The organism is Heliorestis convoluta, from assembly GCF_009649955.1.
In the GTDB taxonomy this organism is placed as follows: Bacteria; Bacillota; Desulfitobacteriia; order Heliobacteriales; family Heliobacteriaceae; genus Heliorestis; species Heliorestis convoluta.
The window spans coordinates 801,044-827,423 of sequence record NZ_CP045875.1 but is presented as its reverse complement, the minus strand read 5'-3'; the positions used below and the strand labels follow the sequence as shown (position 1 = coordinate 827,423).

The 26,380-nt window shown below is 41.0% G+C and carries 23 protein-coding genes and 2 pseudogenes; 8 read left to right on the top strand and 17 right to left on the bottom strand.

Annotation, left to right across the window (positions count from 1 at the left end; translation table 11 throughout):
- Positions 1–228: 228 nt before the first annotated feature.
- Positions 229–2,169, top strand: a complete 1,941-nt coding sequence (selB, locus tag FTV88_RS03860; RefSeq protein WP_153724479.1) for a selenocysteine-specific translation elongation factor — start codon at positions 229–231, stop codon at positions 2,167–2,169.
- A 123-nt stretch (positions 2,170–2,292) separates the two neighbouring features.
- Positions 2,293–3,453 (top strand): ABC transporter substrate-binding protein, encoded by a 1,161-nt coding sequence (locus FTV88_RS03855; RefSeq protein WP_153724478.1) that lies wholly within the window; start codon positions 2,293–2,295, stop codon positions 3,451–3,453.
- Positions 3,454–3,502: 49 nt separating this feature from the next.
- Here FTV88_RS03855 and FTV88_RS03850 read toward each other — a convergent pair whose 3' ends face one another.
- On the bottom strand, positions 3,503–4,642 hold the full coding sequence (locus tag FTV88_RS03850) for a YkvI family membrane protein (RefSeq protein ID WP_153724477.1): 1,140 nt from the start codon (positions 4,640–4,642) through the stop codon (positions 3,503–3,505).
- An 89-nt stretch (positions 4,643–4,731) separates the two neighbouring features.
- Between FTV88_RS03850 and yyaC the strand changes: the two are divergent.
- A pseudogene (yyaC, locus tag FTV88_RS03845) lies at positions 4,732–5,396 on the top strand (spore protease YyaC).
- Between the two features lie 9 nt (positions 5,397–5,405).
- Here yyaC and FTV88_RS03840 read toward each other — a convergent pair.
- From FTV88_RS03840 to FTV88_RS03830, 3 genes are read right to left on the bottom strand one after another with little or no spacing between them, the layout of a single operon-like run.
- Positions 5,406–5,801: a bactofilin family protein gene (locus FTV88_RS03840; protein WP_153724476.1), complete on the bottom strand. Its 396-nt coding sequence runs from the start codon at positions 5,799–5,801 to the stop codon at positions 5,406–5,408.
- Between the two features lie 20 nt (positions 5,802–5,821).
- Complete coding sequence (locus tag FTV88_RS03835; protein WP_162007886.1) at positions 5,822–6,880, bottom strand: M23 family metallopeptidase; 1,059 nt, start codon at positions 6,878–6,880, stop codon at positions 5,822–5,824.
- A 21-nt stretch (positions 6,881–6,901) separates the two neighbouring features.
- Entirely contained in the window at positions 6,902–7,405 is a 504-nt protein-coding gene (locus FTV88_RS03830) for a DUF4446 family protein (protein WP_153724474.1), read from the bottom strand.
- A gap of 140 nt (positions 7,406–7,545) precedes the next feature.
- Here FTV88_RS03830 and larE point away from each other — a divergent pair, with 140 nt between their 5' ends.
- From larE to larC2, 4 genes are read left to right on the top strand one after another with little or no spacing between them, the layout of a single operon-like run.
- On the top strand, positions 7,546–8,514 hold the full coding sequence (larE, locus tag FTV88_RS03825) for an ATP-dependent sacrificial sulfur transferase LarE (protein ID WP_207707909.1): 969 nt from the start codon (positions 7,546–7,548) through the stop codon (positions 8,512–8,514).
- A 27-nt stretch (positions 8,515–8,541) separates the two neighbouring features.
- Entirely contained in the window at positions 8,542–9,348 is an 807-nt protein-coding gene (gene larB / locus FTV88_RS03820; protein WP_153724473.1) for a nickel pincer cofactor biosynthesis protein LarB, read from the top strand.
- Positions 9,349–9,354: 6 nt separating this feature from the next.
- The gene (larC, locus tag FTV88_RS03815) at positions 9,355–10,089 is read left to right on the top strand and encodes a nickel pincer cofactor biosynthesis protein LarC (RefSeq protein WP_153724472.1); all 735 of its coding nucleotides are present in this window, start codon (positions 9,355–9,357) and stop codon (positions 10,087–10,089) included.
- 56 nt (positions 10,090–10,145) lie between these two features.
- Positions 10,146–10,616, top strand: a complete 471-nt coding sequence (larC2, locus tag FTV88_RS03810; RefSeq protein WP_153724471.1) for a nickel pincer cofactor biosynthesis protein LarC2 — start codon at positions 10,146–10,148, stop codon at positions 10,614–10,616.
- Between the two features lie 6 nt (positions 10,617–10,622).
- Here larC2 and FTV88_RS03805 read toward each other — a convergent pair whose 3' ends face one another.
- The 13 genes and pseudogenes from FTV88_RS03805 to rpmH all read right to left on the bottom strand — a co-directional run bounded on the left by FTV88_RS03805 (position 10,623) and on the right by rpmH (position 24,434).
- On the bottom strand, positions 10,623–11,759 hold the full coding sequence (locus tag FTV88_RS03805) for an alanine racemase (RefSeq protein ID WP_162007885.1): 1,137 nt from the start codon (positions 11,757–11,759) through the stop codon (positions 10,623–10,625).
- Between the two features lie 137 nt (positions 11,760–11,896).
- Complete coding sequence (locus FTV88_RS03800) at positions 11,897–13,042, bottom strand: aminotransferase class V-fold PLP-dependent enzyme (protein WP_153724469.1); 1,146 nt, start codon at positions 13,040–13,042, stop codon at positions 11,897–11,899.
- Between the two features lie 63 nt (positions 13,043–13,105).
- Positions 13,106–14,077, bottom strand: a complete 972-nt coding sequence (locus FTV88_RS03795) for a ParB/RepB/Spo0J family partition protein (protein ID WP_243137288.1) — start codon at positions 14,075–14,077, stop codon at positions 13,106–13,108.
- A pseudogene (locus FTV88_RS03790) lies at positions 14,070–14,786 on the bottom strand (ParA family protein); the annotation flags it as partial. The pseudogene FTV88_RS03790 and the gene FTV88_RS03795, both read right to left, overlap by 8 nt.
- A 138-nt stretch (positions 14,787–14,924) precedes the next feature.
- Positions 14,925–16,085 carry a group II intron reverse transcriptase/maturase gene (locus FTV88_RS03785; protein ID WP_153724468.1) on the bottom strand — a complete coding sequence of 387 codons (1,161 nt, stop codon included), beginning with the start codon at positions 16,083–16,085 and terminating at the stop codon, positions 14,925–14,927.
- A gap of 1,889 nt (positions 16,086–17,974) precedes the next feature.
- Positions 17,975–18,775 carry a 16S rRNA (guanine(527)-N(7))-methyltransferase RsmG gene (gene rsmG / locus FTV88_RS03780; protein ID WP_153724467.1) on the bottom strand — a complete coding sequence of 267 codons (801 nt, stop codon included), beginning with the start codon at positions 18,773–18,775 and terminating at the stop codon, positions 17,975–17,977.
- Positions 18,765–20,702: a tRNA uridine-5-carboxymethylaminomethyl(34) synthesis enzyme MnmG gene (mnmG, locus tag FTV88_RS03775; RefSeq protein ID WP_153724466.1), complete on the bottom strand. Its 1,938-nt coding sequence runs from the start codon at positions 20,700–20,702 to the stop codon at positions 18,765–18,767. The genes rsmG and mnmG overlap by 11 nt, the downstream gene beginning before the upstream one ends.
- Positions 20,703–20,719: 17 nt before the next feature.
- A complete protein-coding gene (gene mnmE, locus FTV88_RS03770) occupies positions 20,720–22,126 on the bottom strand; it encodes a tRNA uridine-5-carboxymethylaminomethyl(34) synthesis GTPase MnmE (protein WP_153724465.1) in 1,407 nt (468 codons plus the stop codon).
- A gap of 47 nt (positions 22,127–22,173) precedes the next feature.
- Positions 22,174–22,962, bottom strand: a complete 789-nt coding sequence (jag, locus tag FTV88_RS03765; RefSeq protein ID WP_153724464.1) for an RNA-binding cell elongation regulator Jag/EloR — start codon at positions 22,960–22,962, stop codon at positions 22,174–22,176.
- A complete protein-coding gene (locus FTV88_RS03760; RefSeq protein WP_368277479.1) occupies positions 22,962–23,645 on the bottom strand; it encodes a YidC/Oxa1 family membrane protein insertase in 684 nt (227 codons plus the stop codon). Before FTV88_RS03760 ends, jag begins: the two co-directional genes overlap by 1 nt.
- Positions 23,646–23,702: 57 nt before the next feature.
- Positions 23,703–23,915: a membrane protein insertion efficiency factor YidD gene (gene yidD / locus FTV88_RS03755; protein ID WP_153724463.1), complete on the bottom strand. Its 213-nt coding sequence runs from the start codon at positions 23,913–23,915 to the stop codon at positions 23,703–23,705.
- Positions 23,902–24,258, bottom strand: a complete 357-nt coding sequence (rnpA, locus tag FTV88_RS03750; protein WP_153724462.1) for a ribonuclease P protein component — start codon at positions 24,256–24,258, stop codon at positions 23,902–23,904. The genes yidD and rnpA overlap by 14 nt, the downstream gene beginning before the upstream one ends.
- A 41-nt stretch (positions 24,259–24,299) precedes the next feature.
- On the bottom strand, positions 24,300–24,434 hold the full coding sequence (rpmH, locus tag FTV88_RS15765) for a 50S ribosomal protein L34 (protein ID WP_153724461.1): 135 nt from the start codon (positions 24,432–24,434) through the stop codon (positions 24,300–24,302).
- A gap of 523 nt (positions 24,435–24,957) precedes the next feature.
- On the opposite strand from rpmH, the gene dnaA reads away from it, so the two are divergent.
- Entirely contained in the window at positions 24,958–26,298 is a 1,341-nt protein-coding gene (gene dnaA, locus FTV88_RS03740; RefSeq protein WP_153724460.1) for a chromosomal replication initiator protein DnaA, read from the top strand.
- The last annotated feature ends 82 nt before the right edge of the window (positions 26,299–26,380 follow it).

The window sequence follows — 26,380 nt, the reverse complement described above, 5'->3', positions numbered from 1 at the left end:
CACTTCCCAATACAACATTGTTATCTACATTTGCTAAAAAAGTAGGAAACTTTTTACTCGCTAGAATCCTATTCGACTAGATAAAGAGAGCCTCCTGCTTGCCTTTTTTAGTATTCAACAAGCACAAGAAAAGGGAACAATGAAGATGGTGGGTGTAAAGGATAATAATACAGGCGCTTTTCTAATTGTACAGGACAGTTTTCGCATAATATTGAGAGGAGGCTGAAAATGGGAGAAAAAGAACGAGTTAACGTCATCATTGGCACAGCTGGTCACGTTGATCATGGAAAAACAAAGCTCGTCCATGCGTTAACAGGGATTCAAACCGATCGCTTAAAAGAAGAGCAAGCAAGGGGTATATCCATTGAACTCGGCTTCGCTCCCTTTCTACTACCGAATGGCAAGTTAGCTGCCATTGTGGATGTACCAGGCCATGAGCGTTTTGTTAAGCAAATGGTTGCCGGTGCTGTGGGTATGGATCTGGTGCTACTCGTCATTGCCGCTGATGAAGGCGTAATGCCTCAAACCAAAGAACATCTTGATGTACTAGAACTGTTACAAGTCCCTAGGGGCATTGTGGTATTAACAAAAGCCGATCTCGTGGAAGAAGATTGGCTGGAGTTGGTCATTGAAGAAGTAAAAGAAACATTGCAAGGCACTCTCTTTGAAAGTGCTCCTGTTCTGGCTCTTTCTTCTACAACGGGACAAGGCATCGATGCCTTAAAAGAAATGATCGTGGAAAAAGTAGAACAGATTCAGCGTCGTCCCCTCGCTGGTGCCGCTCGATTGCCCATTGATCGAGTCTTTACTATGACTGGCTTTGGCACAGTGGTTACAGGTACTCTTCTATCGGGACAATTGCAGGTAGGAGAACAGTTAATACTTATGCCGAAGAATCAACCTTGTCGCATTCGAGGCCTGCAAGTGCATGGAGATAAAGTAGAAGAGGCGCAGGCTGGGCAAAGAGTGGCCGTAAACTTATCGGGCCTTGAATTGTCAGATGTCCAGCGAGGTGATGTCCTTGCTTCACCAGAATTGCTCACGCCAGCCTACCGAGTTTCCGTACGGTTACAAAATCTTGCTCACAGCGAAGAAACATTGATAGATAGGCAAAGAGTGCGCTTTCATGCAGGCACGCGAGAAACCCTCGGGAGACTGGTGCTACTAGATCGAATTGAAGTGAAACCAGGAGAAGATTGCTTGGCTCAGATTATCTTAGAAGAGCCTGTCGTCGTGCTCAAAAGCGATCGCTTTGTCTTGCGAAGCTACTCTCCTGCCGTTACCATTGGCGGTGGTCGTATTATTGAACCCGATGCCTTTAAGATCAAGAAAAATAAGCCAGAATTGCTCAATTCACTGACAACCAAAGAAAAAGGATCATTGGCCGAGCTGTTGGCACAGCATCTCGCCCAGACGGCTATGCCTCTAAGCCCTGATGAAACGATAAAAAAATTTAACATTAGCCAAGCTGAAGTCCAGAACTTCTTAGAAGAAGTAAAAGTACAAGAAAGTCCATCGGTTGCCTTACTATGCTCCGATAAAAAAAACACATATATGCTATCAAAAGCCCTATTAGAAACGTTAGAGCGAACTATTCTGCGCCATCTTGAAAAATTCCATCAAAAATATCCCTTGCGCACAGGAATGGCCAAAGAAGACCTAAAAGGCAAGCTTGTTCCGACTTGGAACAGCAAAGCTTACAATGCCTTGCTTCAAACGTTACAACAGCGCCAAAGCATTGACATAACTGGGCACACCTTGTCTTCTTATCAATATCAGAACGAACCGACTTCTGAAATGGAAGAAATCATAAAAAAAATAGAAAGTTGGTTTCAAGAGAAGGCTTTTCAACCTCCTACGACTGGTGAAGTCATAGAAAGGTTGATCCAGGAAGAAAAGCAGCGTCAAGAAGAGGCAGAAGAAATACTATCGTACTTAACAGAGACAGGAAGACTTGTGAAAATCGCTGAAGATTTGCGCATCCATCAGCAAAGCATGGCGCTATTTCGCAACAAGGTGATTCAGGCGCTACAAGAAAAAGGAGAAATGACCATTGCTGAAGTGCGTGATCTTACAGGGAGTTCACGACGATATACGGTACCACTTATGGAATGGTTAGATCGTGAGCGTATCACAAAAAGAGTGGGAGACAAGCGTGTTCTTTTTTAGATTGAAAAAAAGAGAGTGAAGAACTAAAAAACTCAATTTACTTGAAAAGATAAATAATAAAAAGGTAAAATATGGAATATGTAGAAATTATGGTACATACCGATTGTAAAGGAGGGATGTACCATGATTTTTTTAACGCGTAAAACATTGCTACTCATTCTTGCCTTACTCTTCATAGTGCCCATAGGCTTTTATGTAGGATATCAGAAAATATCCTCCTTGAAAGAGCCACAGCCTGCTGCTACACCCATTCAATTGGGCGTTGCCTTGGAACTGTCAGGGCAAATCTCACCGTGGGGTCAAGCAGCTTTCAAAGGTCTTCAAATGGCCATCGATGAAGTCAACGACCAAGGTGGGATAAAAGGTCGTTACATTCAGACTCATACAGCCGATGCAAGTGACGCAGAAGGACTATCTGTGTTTGCCAGAGAAGCTGTAAATAGAAACCTTGTTGCTATTATTGGCCCCATGACACCATCGAAAGCAGAACTGTTAGCCCAGAAGAATCTTTCACTCCCTTTATTCAGTCTATCAACACACCCGTCTACGCCCACATTTGGTGATAATATTTATCAGGGAAGTTATGACGATCGACAACAAGGCTCGGCAGCAGCACACTTTGCCTCTTCTTACTGGGGTGAAAGAGCCGTTATGGTCGTAGAAGAAAAAAGCGCCTATGGACAAGCATTGGCTCAATCTTTTCGGCAAACCTATGAAAAAGCAGGAGGAACTATTGTCAATACTTTATACTACCAGAGAGATCAACAGGACTTTTCTACATTATTATCTAACATTCTCAATGGGCAACCACAAGTCATATACTTGCCAGGCTATGCCAAAGAAAGTGCTGCTTTCTTACAACAAGCTCGTCAAGTAGGAATTGCCCTCCCTATACTCGGTGGTGATAGCTTGGAAGAAATGGCTCGATCTCTACTCCAAGAAAGCCGCAACCAGGTTCGGTGGGGACTTTTTTACATAACGCCGAACTTTCTACCGACTGAAGAAGGTAAAACATTTGAAAAAGCATATAAAGCAAGATATCACGAAGAACCACACCCCATTGCACTCTGGGCTTACGACGCAACGAAAGGCTTGCTCAAAGCGCTGTCAGAATGTAAGGATCCTGAGGATCAGCAGGCCTTAGCAGAAAGAATAAAACAAATGGAACCCTGGCCTGTTGCCGGAGGCACTATGAAGATTGGTCAAGAGCGTCATGCCCTTCGTCCCATGGCGGTCATGCAAGTAGGGCCTACCCTCGAACTGGTAGCCGTAATTGATCCATAAGAATGAGAAAAAAGAGTCTGCTTCTTTTATTAAGAAAGCAGACTCTTTTTTAGAAACTTTTATAACTGCTCCACTTTCGGTGAAGCCACTCGCGGCCAATGGACCAGACGATGGCCCCGATAATAGGCAGGCCTATATAACCAAAAATCGGATACAACGTTGCAACAAGATCAGCAAATGGTAGAAGGGCAAAGGGTGACACGATGACGATAGAAAAAAGCAGGGCTTTTTTGAATTTTTTTCCCTTCTTCTCACTCGATATTCTAAGGGCAGCACCAAAAGCACTTCCTAATGCAGCTGTGAACATGGCCAACCAGAGTAAAAAGGCGTAGACGTGGCCGGTCCAAGGATGAAGGGCACCGGCTAAAAAAAGCATGGGTACCGGATAGGCTTCAATCTCAGGTACATACTGTAACATAGCCATTGTTAAAACATAAGCAAAAAAACCTAGTAAGAGACCGCCAATGGCAGCCCCCTGGTAGCCACCTTGTTTTTTTACTTGTGGAGTTAAAGCAACAAGAACAACAATGGACATAGCCAAGTTAAAGGAAACATATAGAAAAGCACCAAAGGCTGCAGAAGGTGGTAAAAGTCCAAATGATTCGGTAGGCCCCGATGAATCGATATTCGGATTGTTATAGCCAGCAAGACATGTTAAGTATTCTTGCCAATCGGCTGATATGCTTTCTATGCTAGGATTAATCAGTAAGATACCGGCGGCAACGGCGACACAGATAATCGCTTTTAGTGGAACCAAAAATGTGTTTACCCACAAGAGTCCTCCAAGGCCACTCCACAATGAGAAAAATAAGAAAATAGACGTGATCAACACACCGCTCCAGGCAGGCCAACCCCATTGCTGGGAAACAAGAGCGCCTGTACCTGATAACATTACCATCAATCCTGTAAACAATGATAACGCGATAACGAAGTCCATTACCTTGCCAAGTCGTTGACCAAAAAGGAAGTTAAGTAGATCTTGATATTGAAATATAGATCGTTGTCGACACAGAGCAAGAATTGCAGGCCCTAGGACGCCAAAGAGAACGCCAGAAAAAACAACGGCCGAAGGTCCATCGGAACCGTATCGCACAAAAAATTGCATAATTTCTTGGCCAGAAGCAAATCCTGCACCGAGAACCGCCCCAATGTATACAGATGCAACTTGTAATTGCCAGAGAAAGCCCACAAAATTACCTCCCTCAGAACGAAACTGGATGGTTTATTTTGCCTTTACAGAGGGAAAAATGTAGCCATAATTAAAAAAGGGGATAGGACATGACTACAGAAAAGTGGGATCATATAAGGTTTGGCAAAAAGCATTATATAGAGACTTCTAACGGTGCAGCTCATGAACTCGGTGATGCACTGGCTGAATTGTTGCTTCATCTTGATCCAGATATGATAAGACCTCGAGTCATTCTTTGCATCGGCACCGATCGCTCTACAGGAGATTGCCTAGGTCCTTTGGTAGGCACACAACTGTTGCCTCTTGCTTCATCGTATTATCATATCTACGGGACACTTGACGATCCCATTCATGCCACAAACTTAATTGAACGAAAAAAAGCGATTGAAGAGGCTCATCCTAATGGAATCATGATTGCTATCGATGCTTCTTTGGGTACCGTAGATCAGGTAGGCAAAATTTCTATTGGTTTGGGTAGTCTTCGTCCTGGTGCGGGCGTAAAAAAGATCTCCCTTCAGTGGGAGATCTGCATATCACCGGTATCGTGAATGTCGGTGGATTTATGGAATTTATGGTTTTACAAAATACACGTCTTGCTTCTGTAATGAAAATCGCTCATCAAATAAGTAGAGGAATTCTTTTTGGTTACTACAGAGTAGCTCGTCGTCAACCAGTTTATCATATGAATCATAATCTAGCTTACAGCGCCACCCGGGAAGAAAAGCATTTCCCTATCAATGATGGAGCTGTCTGATAAGATGCTTTAAGAAACAGCCGGTACACTTTCTTTTTCTTGTACTGGCTGTTGTGCTTTAGAGCTTCCTTGAAAAAGAGCCCCTTCATCAATAACCAAACTACCTGTGTAAATATCTCCGTAAAGCTTGCCCGTAGCTGCGATTTCTAGGCGACCTGTAGCAGTAATATTGCCGTGAACTGTACCTGCAATGATTACATTACGACCGTCAATCGATGCTTCTATTTCTCCGCTTTCACCAACAATGATATCACCGTTACCAATAATTTCTCCATGCAAGGAGCCATCAATTCGTACGGCCCCTGTTGCCTTAAGAATTCCCTTGAACTCACTGTCTTTGCCAATTACGGTTTCAACAGTATTTGGGCCAGATTGAACTGATTGATTGCTCTTTTTGCCAAACATGTCTGTAACCTCCCGCTACTTTAATGAACCAAATACTTTTGGGGATCTTGAAGTCGACCATTCTTATATATTTCAAAGTGTAAATGAGGACCTGTACTTCTTCCACTGCTTCCGACCCGTCCAATAGGGTCGCCTCTTTCTACTTTCTGATCGACCGTCACATTTATGACAGAAAGATGACTATAGGTTGATACATAACCATAACCATGTTGAATCTCTATAACCCTGCCCATATCTGCTTTCCAACCGGCGAAAATAACGGTACCGGCTGCAGAAGCTCGGATCGTTGTACCATAGTCGGCTGCAATATCAATGCCAGAATGAAATTCTATAGAAGAGCCGCCAAAAGGAGAGGGGCGATTGCCATAAGGCGACGAGATACGTCCTCTTACCGGATAGGTAGAAGGAAGGGCTTCTAAGTAACGAAGTCGTTCTTCTACATCTTCTTCAAGCTGATATAAGTTTTCCTTATGATACTCTAAATCATCACTTAGCTCTGTTAAGGAAATTTTTAGTTCATTTAAATCAAGTGTATCAACATTTTTTGTATTTACATTTTGAACAGCTGCTTCTGCTCTACTATAACTAGAACGAGATGGAAAGAGGCCAAAAAGTCTTCGTGCATCACTTTGTTCTGAATTTGTTTCTAAGATTGCCCTTGTATTTTCTTCATCTTCTGCGTGATGTTCTAGTCTTTCTACGGGTAGATTCATTTGTACTTGACCTTCTAAGCCAACCAGTTGGCGAACTTGTTGATCCATCATTTTGATTCGCTCAACTTTATCTTGTACATCAACAGCAAATTCTCGAAGTTCTGCAATCTGTTGGGCCTGTTGCTCGTTGACAGAGCGAAGACGTTGCAACTCTATCACATTGTTGCTGGAGTAAAAAGAAAGACCAAGCATTACCACAAACAACAGGGAAAATACAACAGCGCCTCCTGCTACTAAGCGTAATTTCTCTTGCGATAAATGAAGGCGAAAAGGTCTCTTTCTACCATGGTCAGATACAAAAAAAACTGTATAATTTTCTACTTTCTTTTTTTTGGAAGACCGATTGTAGCTATGAATCCTACTCACCTGCTTTAATTTAAAGAATCTTTACTCACTCATCGCTTCCTGAATTGCCTTTTCTTCTTCTTCGGTCAAAGGATAGCTTGAGCGGCTTTCTTTGACGGGTTTGGCGTAAACTTGTGACACTTCTCGTCCATAAAGACTGCTTAAAATAACGCCTGAGCCTTTATGATCGAGCAATGCCACAGAAAAACTTTGGTTCGATCCCACGTTATCAAAGGCGTTATAGCGTACAATTCCTATGTGACGAATTGTTTCTAAGGATATATTTTTTAATTGATTAATCTCTACTTCTTGTTCTTTGAGTTTTTGGATAATGTTTTCATTATTCTCTAAATTTTGAAAAAGTAATTCTTCTAGATTCTTGCTATTGCCTTCTTGTCCCGTCATCAAGTTCTTATACATTTTTGATATTTTCTTAAAGCGATAAAACAAGATAACCATCAGAAGAAGGATTAAAAATGTTACGCCGAGTGTAATGATAAGCAAAGCAAAGCTATTTTCATGAAGCCATTCCATCCATTGTGGCAACCTTCTTCCTCCTTTCCCCCTGTCATTTATTCCACATTTTTCGTCTTTTTCCTCTATGGCTATGGAAAAAATCCTTCATAAATAGGATTTTTTTGACATAAAAAAAAAGTGGATATAAAATCAATCAAGGAGGTTTTAAGGTGACTCACAATTTATCTTTTGATTTTTATCAAAAAAATAAAAGCTCTGTTCAAGCTATTCGCAAGTATTCCCAGCTTCGAGAAATTTTACTCTCATACCCCTCCGCCTTGCTTGCGTACTCAGGTGGAGTCGATAGCACTTTCTTGCTTGCTGCCTGGCACGAAGTATGGAAAGATAAAAAGAAAAATCGTGTGGATGTAACAGTACGTGACAACAAAGTCGTTACAGGTAAATCGGCAAGGACTGATTCGGAGGAATCAGAAAGTCCACGCTTGCTAGCTTGTACGATTCTATCGCCACTGTTACCAACAGGAACGGCTGAAGATGTACAAAAAATGGTTGATTTCATGGATGCAGAGCATCGCTTTCTACAAATTGATCCTCTAAGAGAACCTTTTATGAGCAAAAATGAATGGGATCGTTGTTATCATTGTAAGCTTCATCTTTTTCAGTCGCTTGTAAATCTAGCAAAAAAAGAAAAAATCTCTTTTCTTTTTGATGGAACCAATGTTGATGACTTGAAAGATTTTCGACCGGGTCATCGTGCCCTTTCTGAACTGGCTGTCTTTAGTCCCCTGGCTGAGGCCAAGCTGACAAAAGATGAGATTCGTTTTTTGTCAAAAGAAATGGGACTGCCTACTTGGAACTTACCTAGTATGGCTTGTCTTGCTTCTCGTATTCCTTATGGTGTCGCTGTCGATAAAAAAAAGCTTCAGCAAATAGATGCAGCTGAGTTGGTATTACATAAACTTGGCTTTCCCGGTTCTCGGGTACGCTATCATGGCGATGGTGCTCGCATTGAAATCGATGAGCGCTATGGGCGTAACGCTTCCTTTCTTTTGGAGGAGCCTTATCGTTCTCACGTGATCAGCGCTTTGAAAGAAATTGGCTTTCGTTATATTTCTCTTGATTTGGAAGGGTATCGCATGGGAAGCTTAAATCCTAATCGTGATTCTCTAGATTCATAAAATATCATAGATTAGAAGGTGACTGCCATGGATCCTGTAGAGCTGAAACGTTTGCTTTTATCTCTGAAAGATGATTCTATTTCCCTAGAAGAAGCGATGGATCGCCTAAAAGGTTGGCCTTATGAAGATTTAGGGTATGCTAAAGTAGATCATTGCCGAAGTGCCAATCAAGGCTTTCCTGAAGTTATTTTTGGTCTCGGTAAAACACCTGAGCAAGTCGGTGCTGTTTTTCAACGTCTTGCTGAAAAAGGCAATCCCGTTCTTGCGACTCGGTGCGATGAAAAAGCTTTTGAAGCTGTGCAAGCTTTTGTCCCTGAAGCCACTTTTCATAGTCTCGCCAAAGTGATCAGCTATCGCATTCCTGAATGTACCGATGAACAGAGCTATGGAAGAGTTGCTATCCTTTCTGCAGGAACGGCTGATCTACCTGTAGCAGAAGAAGCAGTTATTACAGCGCGAGCAATGGGCTGTTATGTAGAACCTATTTTTGACGTCGGTGTTGCCGGTTTGCATCGCCTTCTCGATCATCGCAATAAATTGGCTACCATGGACGCTCTTGTGGTTGTGGCAGGTATGGAAGGCGCTTTGGCTTCTGTTGTAGCTGGCATGAGTGATCGACCTGTTATTGCTGTACCAACGAGTGTAGGCTATGGTGCTAACTTTGGTGGTTTGTCGGCTTTGTTGACCATGTTAAACTCTTGTGCTGTTGGGGTTGGTGTTGTCAATATAGACAATGGTTTTGGTGGTGCCGCATTGGCGGCTACGATTGTTCGTAGTAGCTATTGGCGTAAGGCACAGTTGGCACAGGGGGACGGTAAAGGAGGATTCTTGTAATTTATTATGGAACGTGCTTTGATTGTTGATCCGGTTGGTGGGGTAGCTGGCGATATGTGGTTGGCTGCCTTGGTTGATCTAGGGGTACCCTGGGATGATTTGGTAGGTGTTATTGGTTCTTTACCGATTTCTGGTTATCACCTCGAGCATCAACAAATATCTGCTCGAGGAATTCGCAGCAGTCAAGTCAAAGTTTTGCTTGAGCAAAAGGATCAGCCTCATCGCCATCTTCATCATATTGTAAAAATGATTGAAGATGCGACGATAGAAGATACAGTTAAAAAAGGCGCTATAGCTGTATTTACTCGTCTTGCGGAAGCAGAGGCTAGGGTACACGGTACGTCTGTTGAAAAAGTCCACTTTCATGAAGTTGGAGCCATCGATGCAATTATTGATGTTGTAGGCACTGTCTGGGCTTTACAACAATTACAGATTGAGACTATCTATGTACTTCCTCTACCCCTTGGTTCGGGTACAGTAAAGTGTGATCATGGTATTATGCCTGTGCCGGCTCCGGCTACGGCTGAGCTTGTAAAAGATTTTCCTGTGATCATCGGTTCCGGCGAAGGAGAGCTGGTGACACCAACAGGTGCCGCCCTTTGTACAACGCTGGGAAAACCTCTTGATGCTGATTTTTCGAGTTGGTTTATTCGCTCCATTGGCTATGGAGCAGGTCTGCGCCCTTCTAAGAAAGTTCCTAATGTACTCCGACTTATGATTGTGGAAAAAAAAAGAACCTGAGCAATGGTAGTACTATCCATTGCGGTTCAGAAAAAAATCTATTACCTGTCATAGAAATGGCTGCCGATGACACTGCGACATTGTGGGAAGAAGTTGATATTTTAGAAGCTACCATCGACGACATGAACCCACAGTGGTTTCACTTTTTACGAGAACGGTTGTTTTCTGCTGGTGCTCTTGATATGGAAGTTACAGCTACAATGATGAAAAAAGAAAGAGTCGGCCATGCATTGAAAGTTCTTTGTCCTCCCCATTGTAGTTCTATGCTTGTAGAGCTTATTTTTCAACACACTACGACCTTAGGGCTTCGTTGTCGCCGAGAAAAAAGGGCTGTTTTGCAAAGAGATTTTGTATCGGTGGAGACTGCTTATGGTGCTATTGCTATTAAACGAGCTTTTTGGAAGGACAAAGTGATCAATGTCCAACCTGAGTATGAAGATTGTGTACAACAAGCTCGCCATCATGCTACTTCACTGAAGGAAGTTTATCAGGCTGCACTTGTAGAATATTACAAAATATTTTCTTAGATTTTTTTATTGACTACAACCTCTAGCATCTACAGGCCAGTGCTCGATGACTTGGTTTTGTTGATCGAGCACGGTTATTGCATTCGTCAAGTTTACAACGGGACAAGCATGGTTCGGTATGACAGTAATTCTAGATCCTAAAGGTAGCTCAGGAGCTTCTGCTCTTATTTTTTCTAAGACACCGTGTTCTTCCGATAGGCGACATAGTTTCCAACCTTCTATATTCTCTACTATACCGTAACTATCGGTCCCATCTTGTCCATGAGCTCCTTTATCAAGGGCAAATACTTTGGCGCCACCATCAATGATTCGTCGGTTCTCTGCTGGTCTGGCTACAACGGTTGTCAATACGCGAAGGGCACAGTCTTCTTTTTTCGCTACGGAGAGTCTTACTTGTGTAGCATCATTAAATACATAGTTGCCAGGCCTTACTTCCGTAACGCCTGGCGTTTGTAGATTGTAAGCGACGGTAGGCGTTGCGCCTACAGAGATTTCTTGTAGGGCAATGCCTTCTTTTCGCATTTTATGGGCTACTGTTAGAAGAATTTTCCCTTCTTCTAGGGCTATTCTTTTTCTCTCTTCTTCGTTTTTAGCCCCGTAAACGTGACCAGCATGGGTTAACAAACCTCGTAAGATGATATGCTCATTTTTACTGGCTCTTTGTATCAGATCGTAAAGTTTTTCTCCTGGTGCATAGCCAACACGATGAAGGCCTGTGTCTACTTTGATGTAGACTTCAACAGGCCTTCTTTTTTTACGAGCTCTTTCTTCCCAGGCAACAAGAGATTCAAAAGAATCAATGATTGTTGCCATTTTAGCCTGAGAAGCTAGTTCTTCGTACTCTTTCCATTTGTCATGACCCCAAAGCGGATAGGCTACGAGGACATCCTGGTAACCGGCTTTGATAAGCACCGCTGCCTCTGATAGTTTAGCGACTGTGAAGCCACGAGCACCTTCTTCTTTTTGCATTTTTGCTATGGGAAGAAGTTTATGGGCTTTAAAATGGGGTCTTAACGCAATTTTTTTCTCTCGACAAGCTTGCGCCATCTTTCTGATGTTACGTCGTAATATTTCTTCGTTGACAACAATTGTAGGTGTTGATAAATGGAGCATGCTTTCTTTTTCGGTTGGTGTTTTATTCAAGGTTTTGTTTTCCTTTTTATTCACATTGGAGTTACTTCATAGAGGGGCCTGGTCATCACGCTTTCCTCCGCTCTGGACTGGTCTGTTCGGAAGGAAGTCATAACGCCTGCCCCCACCACAAACTATCTTTTTTCGTGCTAACTTACTTCTTCAATTAATTTTTCAACTGCCGATAATACTTGTTCGATCTCTTCATCCCTTGTAAAGTACCCAGGACTAAAACGTATTGTTCCACTCTCAATCGTTCCTATTCGCTTATGGGCTAGAGGTGCACAATGCAATCCTGTCCGTACGGCGATTTGATGAACCTTGTCAAGTAAAAAGCCAAATTCTGCAGCTTCAACTCCTTCAATGTTCATTGAAACGACTGCAGCTCTCGGTAGATGGACAGGTGGGCCGTAAAGTGTGACTTTTTTCATGTTGCTCAATCCATCGAGCAATTTTATAGTAAGCTTTTCTTCTTGCTCTTCAATTTTTTCTCTACCTATTTCTTTAATAAATTCTACACCGGCAGCAAGGCCTGCAAGACCGGGTGTATTCTGTGTTCCACTTTCAAAGCGGTCTGGTAAATGAGTGGGTTGATATTCTGATTCACTTTGGCTGCCTGTACCTCCATAGTACAGTGGTGGTATATGAAGTCCTTCGCCAATCCAGAGACCACCTGTCCCTTGCGGTCCAAAAAGTCCTTTGTGCCCTGGAAAGGCTAACAAGTCAATACCCCAGTCTTTTATGTTAATGTCATGAACGCCTGCTGTTTGAGCTGCATCAATAATTACGGTAAGTCCATATTCTTTTGCTTTTTTCGTCAGTCTTGCTGCATCTTGCAGTGTTCCGGTTACATTGGAAGCATGGGAGAAGACGAAAGCTTTGCTATTGGGACGCAAAGCTTTTTTTAGTTCATCTTCATCCATATAACCATAATCATCGCCTTGTAGATAGGTTACTTCCACGCCCCGATCTTGCAATATCTTTAAAGGGCGAGCAACAGCATTGTGTTCTAAGCTGGATGTAATGACATGATCGCCTGATTTAAGGGTTCCAAAAATAGCCAAGTTCAAGGCTTCCGTAGCATTGAGTGTAAATATGATTCGCAGTGGATCAGGCGCGTTAAATAGTTGCGACAAAGCAACCCTGGCTTTATAAATGCTTCTACTCGCGTCAATGGCCATTTGATGACTGGCTCTACCAGGATTGGCACCATATTCTTTTCCTGCCCGCAGTACTTCTTGCCATACGATTTCTGGTTTTGGCCAAGTCGTTGCTGCGTTATCTAGATAGATCAACTATTTAACTCCCTTCTGTACTAAGTCCCTTTCAATGTTCCACGTGGAACATTGAAAGATTATCTACTTCTCTTGTTCATCAAAAAAACAGTCAAAAACTCTTTGTAAATCTTCGAGGCTATAATAAGAGATTTCTATCGTTCCTTTTTCTCCGTAGTGCTTGATCTTAACTTGTGTTTTTAACCAGGTACGCATTCTTTCTTCTAGTGCAATAATTTCTGGATCTTTATAAGTTCTTTTTTCAGCCCTTCCTTTGTCAGGAATATCTTTATCTTTTGGATTGACAGTTACCTCTCCATAACCCCTGTTATTTTCATCGAGAGGCTCTTTTACTTTTTTCTCTCTACCCAATTTTTCTCGAATCTGATCTTCGGTCTTGCGAACAGACCAGCCTTCTTCTAGTACGGTCTGTGCCATCAATTCTTGATCTTGCCCATCTGATAGAGCCATTATTGCTTTCGCATGACCCGTCGTGATCTGACCCATATTAATCATGGACTGAACTTTTTCGTTCAACTGTAAAAGACGCAACGAATTGGTAATATAAGTGCGGCTTTTGCCAACTCGTTTGGCTAGTTCTTCTTGAGTAAGTGAAAAATCTTCAAGTAAACTGCGAAACGCTTCAGCCTCTTCTACAGGTGTTAAGTTTTTCCTTTGAATATTTTCAATTAGAGCAATTTCTGCTACTTTTTGATCGTCCCAATTTTTTATAATCACTGGGACTTTATTTAATCCAATGGATTTACAGGCACGCCATCTTCTTTCTCCAACAATCAGTTGATAGCGACCTTTTCCTACAGACCTTACTACCAAGGGTTGTATTAGGCCATGCTCTTGAATGGAACTAGCCAACTCAGCAAGTGCTTCTGGTTCGAAGTTTTTGCGAGGTTGTTCCGGGTTGGGGTCGATTTGTTCTAGAGTGATTTCGGATACCTCTTCTTTTTGATCATCTTCTTCTTGCTTTATTTGAGGTAACGATGGAATTAAAGCGTCAAGTCCTTTGCCTAAGCTTCGCCCCAGCCCTTTTTTAGCCACGTAAAATCACTTCCTTTGCCATTTCACGATAAACTTCTGCACCTCGTGATCTTGTATCATAGAGAATCACAGGTTGGCCATGGCTAGGCGCTTCACTTAAGCGCACGTTACGTGGAATGATTGTTTTGAAGACTTGCTCTTGAAAGTGTTTTTTTACTTCTTCTACTACTTGTATGCTTAGATTTGTTCTTCCGTCAAACATTGTAAGCAACACGCCTAGAAGAGTTAAATCTGGATTGAGATGACGCTGTACAAGTTTAATGGTACTCATCAATTGGCTTACTCCTTCAAGGGCATAATACTCGCATTGTATAGGGATTAAAAGCGAGTTGGCCGCCGTTAGAGCATTCAATGTAAGCAATCCGAGAGAAGGTGGACAATCAATAATTATGTAATCATATTGATCGCCCAGTGACTCAAGTGCTTTTTTTAACTTGACTTCTCTAGAGATGGCTGATACTAATTCTATTTCGGCACCAGCCAATTGTATCGTTGCTGGTAAGACATCGAGATTTTCAATAACAGCTTTGTGAATAATCGACTCCGGTGGCGCACCATTGATAAGAACGTCATAGATACAGTGTTGTAGCTTTAATTTATCAATTCCAAGTCCACTTGAGCTATTACCTTGCGGATCCATGTCAACGAGAAGAACAGAATAATCTAATTCAGCTAAGCAAGCACCTAAGTTAACTGTTGTTGTTGTTTTGTAGGGTAGATCAACAGCGCCTTGATGTTTATCAGGTTTCTAATGATCCCCCTCCGAACCGGACGTACACCTTTCAATGTATCCGGCTCTCCAGTCATTCCTAAGCGAACCTTGTAAATCTGTAATTTTTATTTTTATCTACTTACATACAAATTGATAGAAATACTGATCACAATCAATTTTTTCATTTATCGAAAAAGCGTATTTTTTAATTATCTTGGGAACAGTGCTTTTTTCTTTTCTTGCAATTGTTTTCAGTAAACTTCTATAGTGATAATACCTAAAACTACGTATTTTCTTTTTTACGTCCTCGGCCAGTCCATAATATTGATATAGTTGAGTAATTTCATCATTATAAAGCTTTACTATTTCTCTAGTAGGAAGGTTTATTCTTCGATTGTGGTGTCTGGGTTTACCCTGGGCAGTAAAAGGCTTGATTTTTTCTTTAATCTTGGAAGAAGGTACAAGAAGTTGTACGTTCGATTCTTTCGAGTGTACTAATTTATTTTTTCGGATTTCGTAATCTAAAAATATAAAACTTTGATCATTCCAGTTCGTCAATTGGTATGACCAAGTCCCTTTCGTTACATTTGATATCGTTCTGTTTAATTCTTCTTGTATTTCTAGAGCTTCCTTTTTCGTCGAATCGATCAGAAATAATAAGTTTTCTTCATAGCGACAATAAAACACTTTTTCAGTGCACTTATTGTTAATTTGTTGATCAATTGTATATAGATAAATATCTGTAATAACTGGAATTCGATAGCCTGTTGCTATGAAGCTTTTTATTAGTTCTAGAATTCTTCCATCATTAATTTTAATAGATAAAAAAGCCAAGCTATTGTGATCACTAGCGACGCTTGCCTTATCTATATTTCCTTGTATGACCCAGTTCTTTCTACTTCCAATTATTTTGATTTGCTTTAGTGGAGTATAATGATGGACTGGTTGAGATAGAGCATAAGAATATTTAAGAAAAAGAGGTTCGTAAATTTTTCTTAATAAGATGTTTGTTATTCTTAGTAAGAGGTTAATGAATAGATCATCATTTGTATTTTTATTTTTTTTCTTTAATAATGTTTTGTAACCTTCTTTTTTCATAAGAATGATTTGCTCTTTTATAGTAGAGCAATCAAGTGATATATTCTTATAGCTTTTCTCATGATTCAGCAATTCTTTGTATGCATGTAGATAAAAATCTTCATTAAAAAAATTTCTATAAAGTCTGTCAAAGCGATAGTCTTTATTTATTTTTGATTGTTCGCTTAGTATTGACAAAACTACTTCGGCCTTTTGCATTTCGCACACCTCTATAATTTGTCAATTGAATAACCTGCTTCCCTTCGCCATGTAGTAGGCTTTCCCTACCTCAAACTACTATGGAAGCTCCGTAGCCCTATCGATTGCTTTGATCGACGTAGACTATCTCCGTTTAGATCTTTCTATACAATAAAAGTGACGTAGGCACCCGTTCGTCTCTTTAACGTATCTACAATACGCCGGAGAGCTTGTAGAGAGTATACAAGTCATAGGAAAATTCTTGCATAACAGGCTCTCATACACATATCAACTAGCTTCTGTGTACCCCGTGGTTAAAGCCAAGAGACTGGGTTTCAAGCAGTGTAGCCTTAGCCATATCACTTCTTGGTCTTGCCTGTCTGTTCCATTGCTAGCTATGAAACCACAGGCTTTACTGACATGCTATGTTCCCTTGCAATGTTTCCATCTTAGGTAAGTCAGTTGACCATTCAGAGTTCTCTCTACTCTGAAATCCCTTTAAGGACGATATAGAAAGTTCCTTTACGGACGCACTCCTACTCCACCTTTTTGATTCGCAATTGCAATGATTTGAGTCAAATCGTAACACCACCTATTCTGCTGTGTTTTTAGTATACCTTTCATTTTTCAATTTCAACATGAATATGGTAACTCCTGCAGAAGTTTCTCTACATCATAATCTTTTCGACACAAAAAATGTCCATGTCCTGTAAAGACCCTAAAAAGACTCCTAGTCAAAATTACCCCCTTCTAAAGGCAATCATATTCACATTGTTTTTCAGAGGCTTATAGGCTGATTAAACTGGGGAATTCTTGTTCGAAATTTTGTGTTATATTCTGTTATAAATTGATATACTGTTGTTCAAATTTATATGGTGGTCATTGTACTGATGTTCCACGTGGAACATTAAGCAGCTCTTTGATATGCTCCTTGCTTAAATCTATATTACCACTTGTACTGATGTTCCACGTGGAACATTAAGCAGCTCTTTGATATGCTCCTTGCTTAAATTTATATTACCACTTGTACTGATGTTCCACGTGGAACATTAAGCAGCTCTTTGATATGCTCCTTGCTTAAATCTATATTACCACTTGTACTGATGTTCCACGTGGAACATTAAGCAGCTCTTTGATATGCTCCTTGCTTAAATCTATATTACCACTTGTACTGATGTTCCACGTGGAACATTAAGCAGCTCTTTGATATGCTCCTTGCTTAAATCTATATTACCACTTGTACTGATGTTCCACGTGGAACATTAACCAGCTCTTTGATATGCTCTTTCTTAAATCTATATCACCACTTGTACTGATGTTCCACGTGGAACATTAAGCAGCTCTTTGATATGCTCCTTGCTTAAATCTATATTACCACTTGTACTGATGTTCCACGTGGAACATTGATAAAATAAAAAAACAGTTTGGTCTATAAAACCAAACTGTTTTTTTATTAAACCATCATACCCGGTCGGGCACAACCATTTGATGAAAATCAACTGTCTATTGCATGATAAAATAAAAAAACAGTTTGGTCTATAAAACCAAACTGTTTTTTTATTAAACCATCATACCCGGTCGGGCACAACCATTTGATGAAAATCAACTGTCTATTGCATTTGCAATAGGCCAAAACTCAGTCACAACCAGCAAGATGTACCTGGGGCAGGCGTTATGACTTCCTGGAGGAGAGGACTTCAGACCTACAGCCATCGGCAGCTTGCTGCCGCTCATGGCGTGGGATGAGTCCGTTCGGAAGGAAATCATAACGCCTGCCCCACCACAGGGTAGCTATTTTCGTACTAACCAGTCATGCCCGGTTGGGCACAACCAATGATGAAAATGCTATTTTCGTGTTAACCCCTCATGCCCGCCCGGGCACAACCAATGATGAAAAATCTATTTTCGTATTAAAGAATCGGCTTTTTCGATGGAACACCAGCTTTTCTAGGAAAGGTATGAGGCGTTGAATTCTCTTTTCTTATACAAATTAAAATACGCTTATCTCCTGACAAAGGCAATGTATTTTCTTCAACCCACTCAACGCTTCCACCCAATAGCGAAATTGCTTTTTGGGCTTCTACTATTTCATCTTTCCCTTCAGGACCTTTCATAGCGATAAATAAACCATCTTTCTTCACAAAGGGTAAGCAATATTCTACCAAAACAGGTAAGCGTGCAACAGCACGAGCCATAACTAGATCAAATTGTTCTCGCAATTCTTTTTGCCTACCCAATTCTTCGACCCGTCCATGAATCACTTGGGTATTTGATAAATCTAATTGATTCGCAAGTTGTTCTAAAAATCGGCAGCGCTTTTGTAAAGAATCAAGTAAGGTCACTTGCCAAGAAGGATACATGATAGCCAAGGGTAACCCTGGAAAACCAGCACCCGTTCCAATATCAGCAACTTTAATAGAATTGCTTGTTAGATCTTGTATCGAGGAAGCCAATAAAGGAAGTATAGAATCTAAAAAATGTTTCTCAGCCACTTCACTTGCTTCCGTAATTGCTGTTAAGTTTAAGCTGTTGTTCGTTAAAACCAATTCTTTTGCATAGAGAGAAAAATTATCGATTATGTGGCTTTCTATAGGTAGATGAAATGACTGCGACCCTTCTAAAAGAACATGACGAAATCTTTGATCATCTTTTTCCGACCAATCATTATTTCTTTTGTTCGTCACAGAACTCTGGCGATTCTCAAGATTCATCCAAAGACCCCTCATTCTTTTTCTTTCTTCGCCGTTGCTCTAAGTAAACAAGTAATAATGATATGTCAGCCGGACTGACTCCAGATATTCTTGATGCTTGACCGAGTGACTCTGGCTTTCTTTGAAGTAGCTTTTGACGCGCTTCCGTGGAAAGCCCGCCGATTTCTTCATAGTTAATATTTTCCGGTAAGCGTTTGTTTTCTAACTTGTTAAAACGTTCAACTTGAGTTTCTTGCTTGGCTAGATAGCCTTCAAACTTAGCGATAATCTCTACTTGTTCTGCCACGTCTTCCGCTAAATAGGAAACTCTAGTTTCAAGATCGCTATCACTCTTATCACTATCTAGAAAAGGACGCAAAATTTTATAACTAAGCTCAGGGCGACGTAATAGATCATACAAGCTAATACCTTTTGTTATAGAGGCACTATTCTCCTGACATAGTACATTCATAAAGGCTTCATTGCTTGGTTTCATCATCGTGCTTTGCCATCGTTCTTTCTCAGTTTGTAACAATTTAATTTTTTCTTGAAATATTTCATATCGACGATCATCTACAAGTCCAATCTGACGACCTTTTTCAGTTAGTCTTTGATCGGCATTGTCTTGTCGTAACAAGAGTCGATATTCTGCTCTTGATGTTAACATTCGATAAGGCTCATTGGTGCCTTTGGTTACTAAATCGTCGATTAAAACACCTATATAGGCATCAGAACGTTTTAATACAAAAGGTTCTTTATGTTGTACCAGTAAAGCTGCATTAATACCAGCTATCAATCCTTGCGCCGCTGCTTCTTCATAGCCAGAAGTTCCATTAATCTGGCCAGCACTAAAAAGACCTTTAATTTCTTGATGTTCTAAAGAAAGCTTTAACTGTGTAGGATCTACATAGTCGTATTCAATGGCATAACCAGGTCGTATGATTTTTACAGATTCTAAGCCAATGATTGATTGTAACATTTGTAGCTGTACATCTTCCGGTAAACTGGTAGACATCCCCTGTACGTAGTACTCCTGGGTTTCTCTACCTTCTGGTTCTATAAAAACTTGATGGGCTTTTTTGTCAGCAAATCGAACCACTTTATCTTCAATGGACGGGCAATAGCGAGGCCCTGTTCCTTCTATAATGCCACTAAAAAGGGGCGAGCGATGTAGATTATCACGAATGATCTGGTGCGTTTGTTCAGTTGTATAAGTAAGCCAACAAGAGATTTGTTCTCTTTCATGTGGTTCAGATATAAAAGAAAATCGTAAATTACCAGCATCACCAGGTTGTTCTGTCATTTTAGAAAAATCAATGGTTTTACCATCGACTCGAGCCGGTGTACCTGTCTTAAAGCGCCCCAAACGTAAACCAAGCTTTTTTAAGGAATGACTCAATGATCGAGCAGAAAAGTAGCCATTGGGTCCACCATCATAATAGAGATCACCCAAAATGATTTTTCCAGTAAGGTATGTACCTGTCGTTAAAACCACAGTCGGCGATCGATAGGTAGCACCCGTTTGAGTTACTATACCAACGACTTGATTCTCTTCCACAAGTATTTCATCAATCATAGCTTGTCTTACATCGAGGTTCTTTTGGTTTTCTAGTTGTTGGGTCATGTAATGCTGATAGACTTTTTTATCAGCTTGTGCACGCAAAGCATGGACGGCTGGGCCTTTTCCTGTATTCAACATACGGATTTGAATCGCACTATGATCAATGGCCGAACCCATTTGACCACCTAAAGCATCGATTTCTCGAACAAGATGACCTTTAGCAGGACCACCGATGGCTGGATTACAGGGCATAAGAGCTACATTGTCCCAGGCTATTGTGACAACAAGAGTATGGCATCCCATTTTAGCCGCTGCCAGTGCAGCTTCGCATCCGGCATGACCGGCACCGATTACAATTACATCATATTGTCCGGCCTCGTATGGCACCGTTCATCAACTCCATTTTACTTTCCAATGCAAAAGGATGAGAAGATCTTATCCATAACATCTTCTCCAACTGTATGACCTGTGATTTCACCAAGTGCTTCCCAAGCAGCTCTTAAGTCTATTGTTAAAAAATCAGGACTCGTCTGAAGTTCCAAATCAACGATCATTTGTTGAATATGCTGAAGAGCTCTTTCAATGGCTTCTCGATGCCTCGCTTGTGTAATAAGATCAAGTCGTTCATATTCTAGTGATGATGCTGTTTTTTCTTTTTCATCACCGTAAACAAATTGACGAATCACCTTTGACAATTCTTCTAATCCCCAGGCTTCTCGAGCAGAAATTGAAATAATCGGCTTTTGGTGCGTAATAGTTTTTACTTCTTCTTGATCAATCTTTCTTTCTTCCAAGTCAGCTTTATTAATCAAAACAATCGCCGGACGGTTTTTCAAGGAGCTAAGCAATTCTTTTTCTTCTGCTGTGACTTTTTCAGAACCATCAAGAACAAAAAGAATGAGATCTGCTTTTTCCATGTAGTGCAACGTTTTCTCTACACCAATTTTTTCAACTTGGTCCGCTGTTTCTCGAATGCCTGCCGTATCAATAAGACGCAAAGGAATGCCACCAAGATCGATCATCTCTTCAATGGCATCACGAGTTGTACCTGGTATATCTGTAACAATAGCTCTCTGCTCATCTAATAAAGCATTTAAAAGACTCGACTTGCCCACATTGGGCCGTCCTATTATGACTGTTTTCCAGCCTTCTCGTAATACTTTTCCTGTCTGGGCTCTTTGTAACAATCCTATCAATTCATTTTTGATGATTTCCAGATCGGTACGTAATTTTTCGTCGCTCAATTCAGGCAAATCTTCCTCTGGAAAGTCAATGAGCGCTTCTAGATGAGCCATCACTTGTAAGAGACGATCGCTTACTTCTTTTATTTTTTTAGATAAATGACCTTCTAATTGAGAGAGAGCCGCTCCCAAACCATCTCGTGTCTTAGATTGAATCACTTCCATAATTGCCTCAGCCTGGGCCAGATCGAGTCGACCACCTAAGAAAGCTCGTCTTGTAAATTCTCCAGGCTCAGCCAGTCTTGCTCCGGCTCGTAGTATCGCTTCTAAAGTTTCTCGTAAAGGAAGGGATCCCCCGTGACAGTGAAATTCAGCAACATCTTCTGTTGTAAATGTTTTCGGCCCTTTCATCCAAGCTACCAAAACTTCATCAATGGGCTGCCCTTGATCAGGGTGAATGACCGTACCTAGATGTAACGTATGACTCTGCCACTGATCAATTGTTTTTCCATACTTGGGCTTGAAAACTTTACGAACGATTTCAATTGCTTCAGGTCCACTAACACGAATGATTCCAATGGCGCCTTCTCCAATGGCTGTTGAAACAGCTGCTATTGTATCTTGATACATGAAATACTTACCTCTTCCACATAGGAAAAAAAGCGCCTAAGCGCTTTTTATCTATCATACCCTGGTCTATCTTTTTCCATACTCTTGGAGATTCCTTCTCTCTGCTCGTAAGGACGACTCTTTCCTCTCGTTGCAGTTGCCGAGCGATTGTACTCGCCTTTATATTCGTTTGCAGAATTAGGATTGTTCCCTCTAGGACGACGTTGTTCCTGTTTTGGTACAATTACAACTTTACGAAAGGGATCTTCACCTTCTGAAAAAGTTGATAACTTAGGATCGCCTTGTAGAGCTGTATGAATGATTCTACGTTCTTGAGGACTCATTGGTTCTAGGGCGACTCGAGTACCACTTCTCTTTACCTTGTCTCCCAATCGCTTGGCCAACCGCACCAGTGTTTCTTCTCTACGCTGACGATAATTTTCAACATCTAGAATGATGCGAATTCTAGAAAGGCTTTGGCGATTAATGGCAAGGTTGGTCAAATACTGAAGAGAATCTAAAGTGTCTCCACGTCGACCGATTAAGATGCCTAAATCGTCACCTTTAAATGTGATATGAAGAATCTCATCTTTCCATTGTGGAATGATTTCAGCTTGAACTTCCATCGTTTGAAAGATGTCATTAAGAAATCGAAGGGTGTCTCTCAATGGATCAGGCTTCACAGTAACTTTTACACGTGCTGGCTTTACACCAATTAAGCCTAGAAATCCTTTAGATGGTTCTTCAATCACATGAACTTCAACATCTTTTTCTTCCAATTGAAGTTCTGCTAGAGCGGCATTTACAGCCTCTTTCACCGTTTTGGCCGTTTTTTCAACGATAATGGGCTGGGTCATTAAGCGGTTCCTTCTCCCTTCTGAACTTCAAAGGATCGGTTGATGTACAACTGTTGAAGGATACCTACGGTATTAAATGTCACCCAGTAAAGCGCAAGACCGGCAGGGAATGTATAAGCCATCCAACCAATCAAAAGTGGCATCATCACGGACATCATCTTCTGCATCTGTTCTGATTGTGGTGTTTGTAGGTTAGCAGGTGGTGCCGATACTTTCATCTGTAAGTAAGTTGTAGCGGCAGCTAAGATAGGTAAAATAAAGGTCGTATCAGCAACAGACAAGCTATCAAGCCATAAAAATTGAGCATGCGCTTCATTGGCATAATTGAAATTCAAAAGGGCTCCATAAAAAGCAATTAGAATGGGAAGCTGAATAAGCAGTGGTAAACAGCCACTTAGTGGGTTGACGCCTGCATCTTTATATAGCTTCATCATTTCTTCTTGTGCTTTTTGTGGATTTTTCTTGTGCTTCTCTTGAATCGCTTTCTGCTTTGGTGCTAATTCCGCCATCGATCGCATCGATCGCATCTGTTTTACCGTAAGGGGATAGAGAGCCATTTTGATAAAGATTGTTATCAATATAATGGCCAATCCATAATTGGGAATTCCAATCATGTTCGTAATGTTATAGAAAAACTGAATGAATGAGATAAATGATCCTACTATGAGATCCCACAGACCCAAGGCAAGCATTCCTCCTTACATATGTACCGAAAAATCGGTCGCTCTTGATGCCGGGCCTTACACTGGATCGTAACCACCAGGATGAAAAGGGTGACAACGTAAAATCCTCCAGATGGCTTTACCTATACCTCGCCAAAATCCGTACTTCTCCACGGCTTGAATGGCATAGTCCGAACAAGTAGGTAGAAAGCGGCAGCGAGGGCCAAGTAAGGGAGAAATGTAGCGTTGATAGAATCGTATGGGCACAATAATAAGTTTATTGATTGCCATTAGATTCTCCCATCCAGAGCTTAGCCCTTTTAAATAGCTTAATTACATCTTTTTCGACTTCACGAAAAGGAATTCCTTTTATTTTTTGACGAGCTATTAAAATAACATCTCGCCCCTGGTGAAGCCGTGGACGATAACGACGACATATTTCTCTGAGTTGCCTTTTTACCTTGTTCCGAATAACAGCTTTTCCAACTTTAGAAGATACAGAAAAACCAAAGCGTTGGGTGCCTTTCCCTTTTAGAAGATATAAAACAACATAACGTCCGGCTACAGAATTTCCACGCCTGTAAACAGTTTGAAAATCTTTGCTGCGCCGCAAACGGTAACGACGGGGTAGCAAAAGATCACCCCCATAAACAAAAGAAGGCCCCCGAAGCGGCCTTATGCACTGAGAACTTTTCTACCTTTGGCCCGGCGACGTTTTAATATATTCCGGCCATTTTTCGTACGCATGCGGCTTAAGAAGCCATGGACACGCTTATGCTTTCTATTTTTTGGCTGATAGGTGCGCTTCACACGAAACACCTCCTTAGTATGTTGTTGATCCAGATGGTTTTTTATACATCCTGCCAATAGGTTGACCTGACAGCACTTAACAAACACACCTATTATATTCGAATAGCCGTAACAAGTCAAGAAAAGTGGCGACATAAAGTGAAGCATTCAAAAATGTGGGTAAAATAGATGTCTTTCGACACTTATCCCCTTGTGGATAACTCAGTAAGACTGTACAATTGTGGATGAAACTTTTCCACAGGTGTGTAACCCTTGCTATACAAGACTTTTCTACCCTTTTCTCCACAGGCTGTGGATAAATTGTGTGTTTTTTTGTTTTTAATTCCACTTTTTTAAGGCCTCTTTGGTGGATCATTTTTTTCTTATACTTTATCCTCTGTTGAAAATTATTCAGTCTAATGTTTTTTGTGGATAATAATCGCTTTTTTCGCGATTATCCTTATGCATAAAGCTTTTTGTTGTTTTATCCACGGGGATAGAACAGTGGAGAATTTGTTAATATCCGTTTTGGGGGTATGGATCGGTGGCACAAACACAGATCGCAGGTCTTTGGCAGCAAACTTTGGAGATATTAAAACAAGAACTAAACCCGGAGAGTTTTGACACTTGGTTGAAAAACACACAGCTTGTCTCGATTCAAGACCGCGACGCTTATGTTGCTGTTCCGAACGATTTGGCTAGAGACTGGCTGGAAAACCGTTATGCAACCTTAATCAAGAACTCTCTTTCTGTCGTTGTCGGACATCCTATTGAGCTTCATTTTTTCTCACCGAACCAAGAAAGCAGTCAAAATGAAAAAACAAAGCAACGGCCTGCCCATAATGATGAAGATTATTTTCAACCACAATTAAATCCCAAGTACACCTTTGATACCTTTGTAGTGGGCAATTCTAATCGTTTTGCTCATGCTGCTTCTCTTGCTGTAGCTGAATCTCCCGCAAAAGCTTATAACCCGCTCTTTATTTATGGCGGTGTTGGATTGGGAAAAACCCACTTAATGCAAGCCATTGGCCATTACGTAATTAACCAGTGGCCGCAGACAAAAGTTATGTATGTATCATCGGAAAAGTTTACGAATGAAATGATCAATTCCATTCGAGACGATAAAACGGTTGATTTTAGAAATCGATATCGCAATATCGATGTTTTGTTGATTGATGATATTCAATTTCTAGCTGGTAAAGAGCGAACCCAGGAAGAGTTTTTCCATACTTTTAATGCTCTCCATGAAGCCAATAAACAAATTATTATCTCCTCTGATCGTCCTCCTAAAGAAATTCCAACATTAGAAGACCGACTGCGAAGTCGCTTTGAATGGGGCTTGATTACTGATATCAATGCGCCCGACTTAGAAACAAGGATTGCCATCTTACGAAAAAAAGCGATGGTTGAAAACTTAGAAGTCCCCAATGAAGTGATTGCTTTTATTGCCAACACCATTCAATCAAACATAAGGGAGCTAGAAGGTGCGCTAAACCGCATCATGGCTTTTTCTTCTCTATCAAAAAAAGAGCTGACCATTCAACTGGCTGAAGAAGCACTTCGCAATATTATGCCAGCCAATCAGATCAAGCCCATTACGATTGCTCTGATTCAAGAAATCGTAGCAGAGCACTATAATCTCAGAGTAGAAGATCTAAAAGCGAAAAAACGAACCCGTGATGTATCCTTTCCTCGACAAATCGCTATGTATTTATCGAGAGAACTCATGGATATCTCTTTACCTAAAATAGGTGAAGAATTTGGTGGAAGAGACCATACGACGGTCATTCACGCCCACGAAAAAATCAGCAAAGAACGACAAAAAAACCCACAATTAGAGATGGCTCTACAGCTATTGAAAGAAAAAATTCAGCGAAAATAAAAGTTATCCCCTATTATCCTAGTTATCCACATGGTTATCCACAGAGGTTTTTCCTAACATCGCAAGGCTACAAGCACTTATC

Bases quoted from the DNA above. Each gene is read 5' to 3' on its own strand.
- selB (WP_153724479.1), top strand. From the start codon at position 229: ATGGGAGAAAAAGAACGAGTTAACGTCATCATTGGCACAGCTGGTCAC.
- FTV88_RS03840 (WP_153724476.1), bottom strand. From the start codon at position 5,801: ATGTTTGGCAAAAAGAGCAATCAATCAGTTCAATCTGGCCCAAATACT.
- jag (WP_153724464.1), bottom strand. From the start codon at position 22,962: ATGACCCAGCCCATTATCGTTGAAAAAACGGCCAAAACGGTGAAAGAG.
- larB (WP_153724473.1), top strand. From the start codon at position 8,542: ATGGATCCTGTAGAGCTGAAACGTTTGCTTTTATCTCTGAAAGATGAT.
- mnmE (WP_153724465.1), bottom strand. From the start codon at position 22,126: ATGTATCAAGATACAATAGCAGCTGTTTCAACAGCCATTGGAGAAGGC.
- yidD (WP_153724463.1), bottom strand. From the start codon at position 23,915: ATGGCAATCAATAAACTTATTATTGTGCCCATACGATTCTATCAACGC.
- larC (WP_153724472.1), top strand. From the start codon at position 9,355: ATGGAACGTGCTTTGATTGTTGATCCGGTTGGTGGGGTAGCTGGCGAT.
- FTV88_RS03855 (WP_153724478.1), top strand. From the start codon at position 2,293: ATGATTTTTTTAACGCGTAAAACATTGCTACTCATTCTTGCCTTACTC.
- rsmG (WP_153724467.1), bottom strand. From the start codon at position 18,775: ATGAATCTTGAGAATCGCCAGAGTTCTGTGACGAACAAAAGAAATAAT.
- larC2 (WP_153724471.1), top strand. From the start codon at position 10,146: ATGGCTGCCGATGACACTGCGACATTGTGGGAAGAAGTTGATATTTTA.
- FTV88_RS03785 (WP_153724468.1), bottom strand. From the start codon at position 16,085: ATGCAAAAGGCCGAAGTAGTTTTGTCAATACTAAGCGAACAATCAAAA.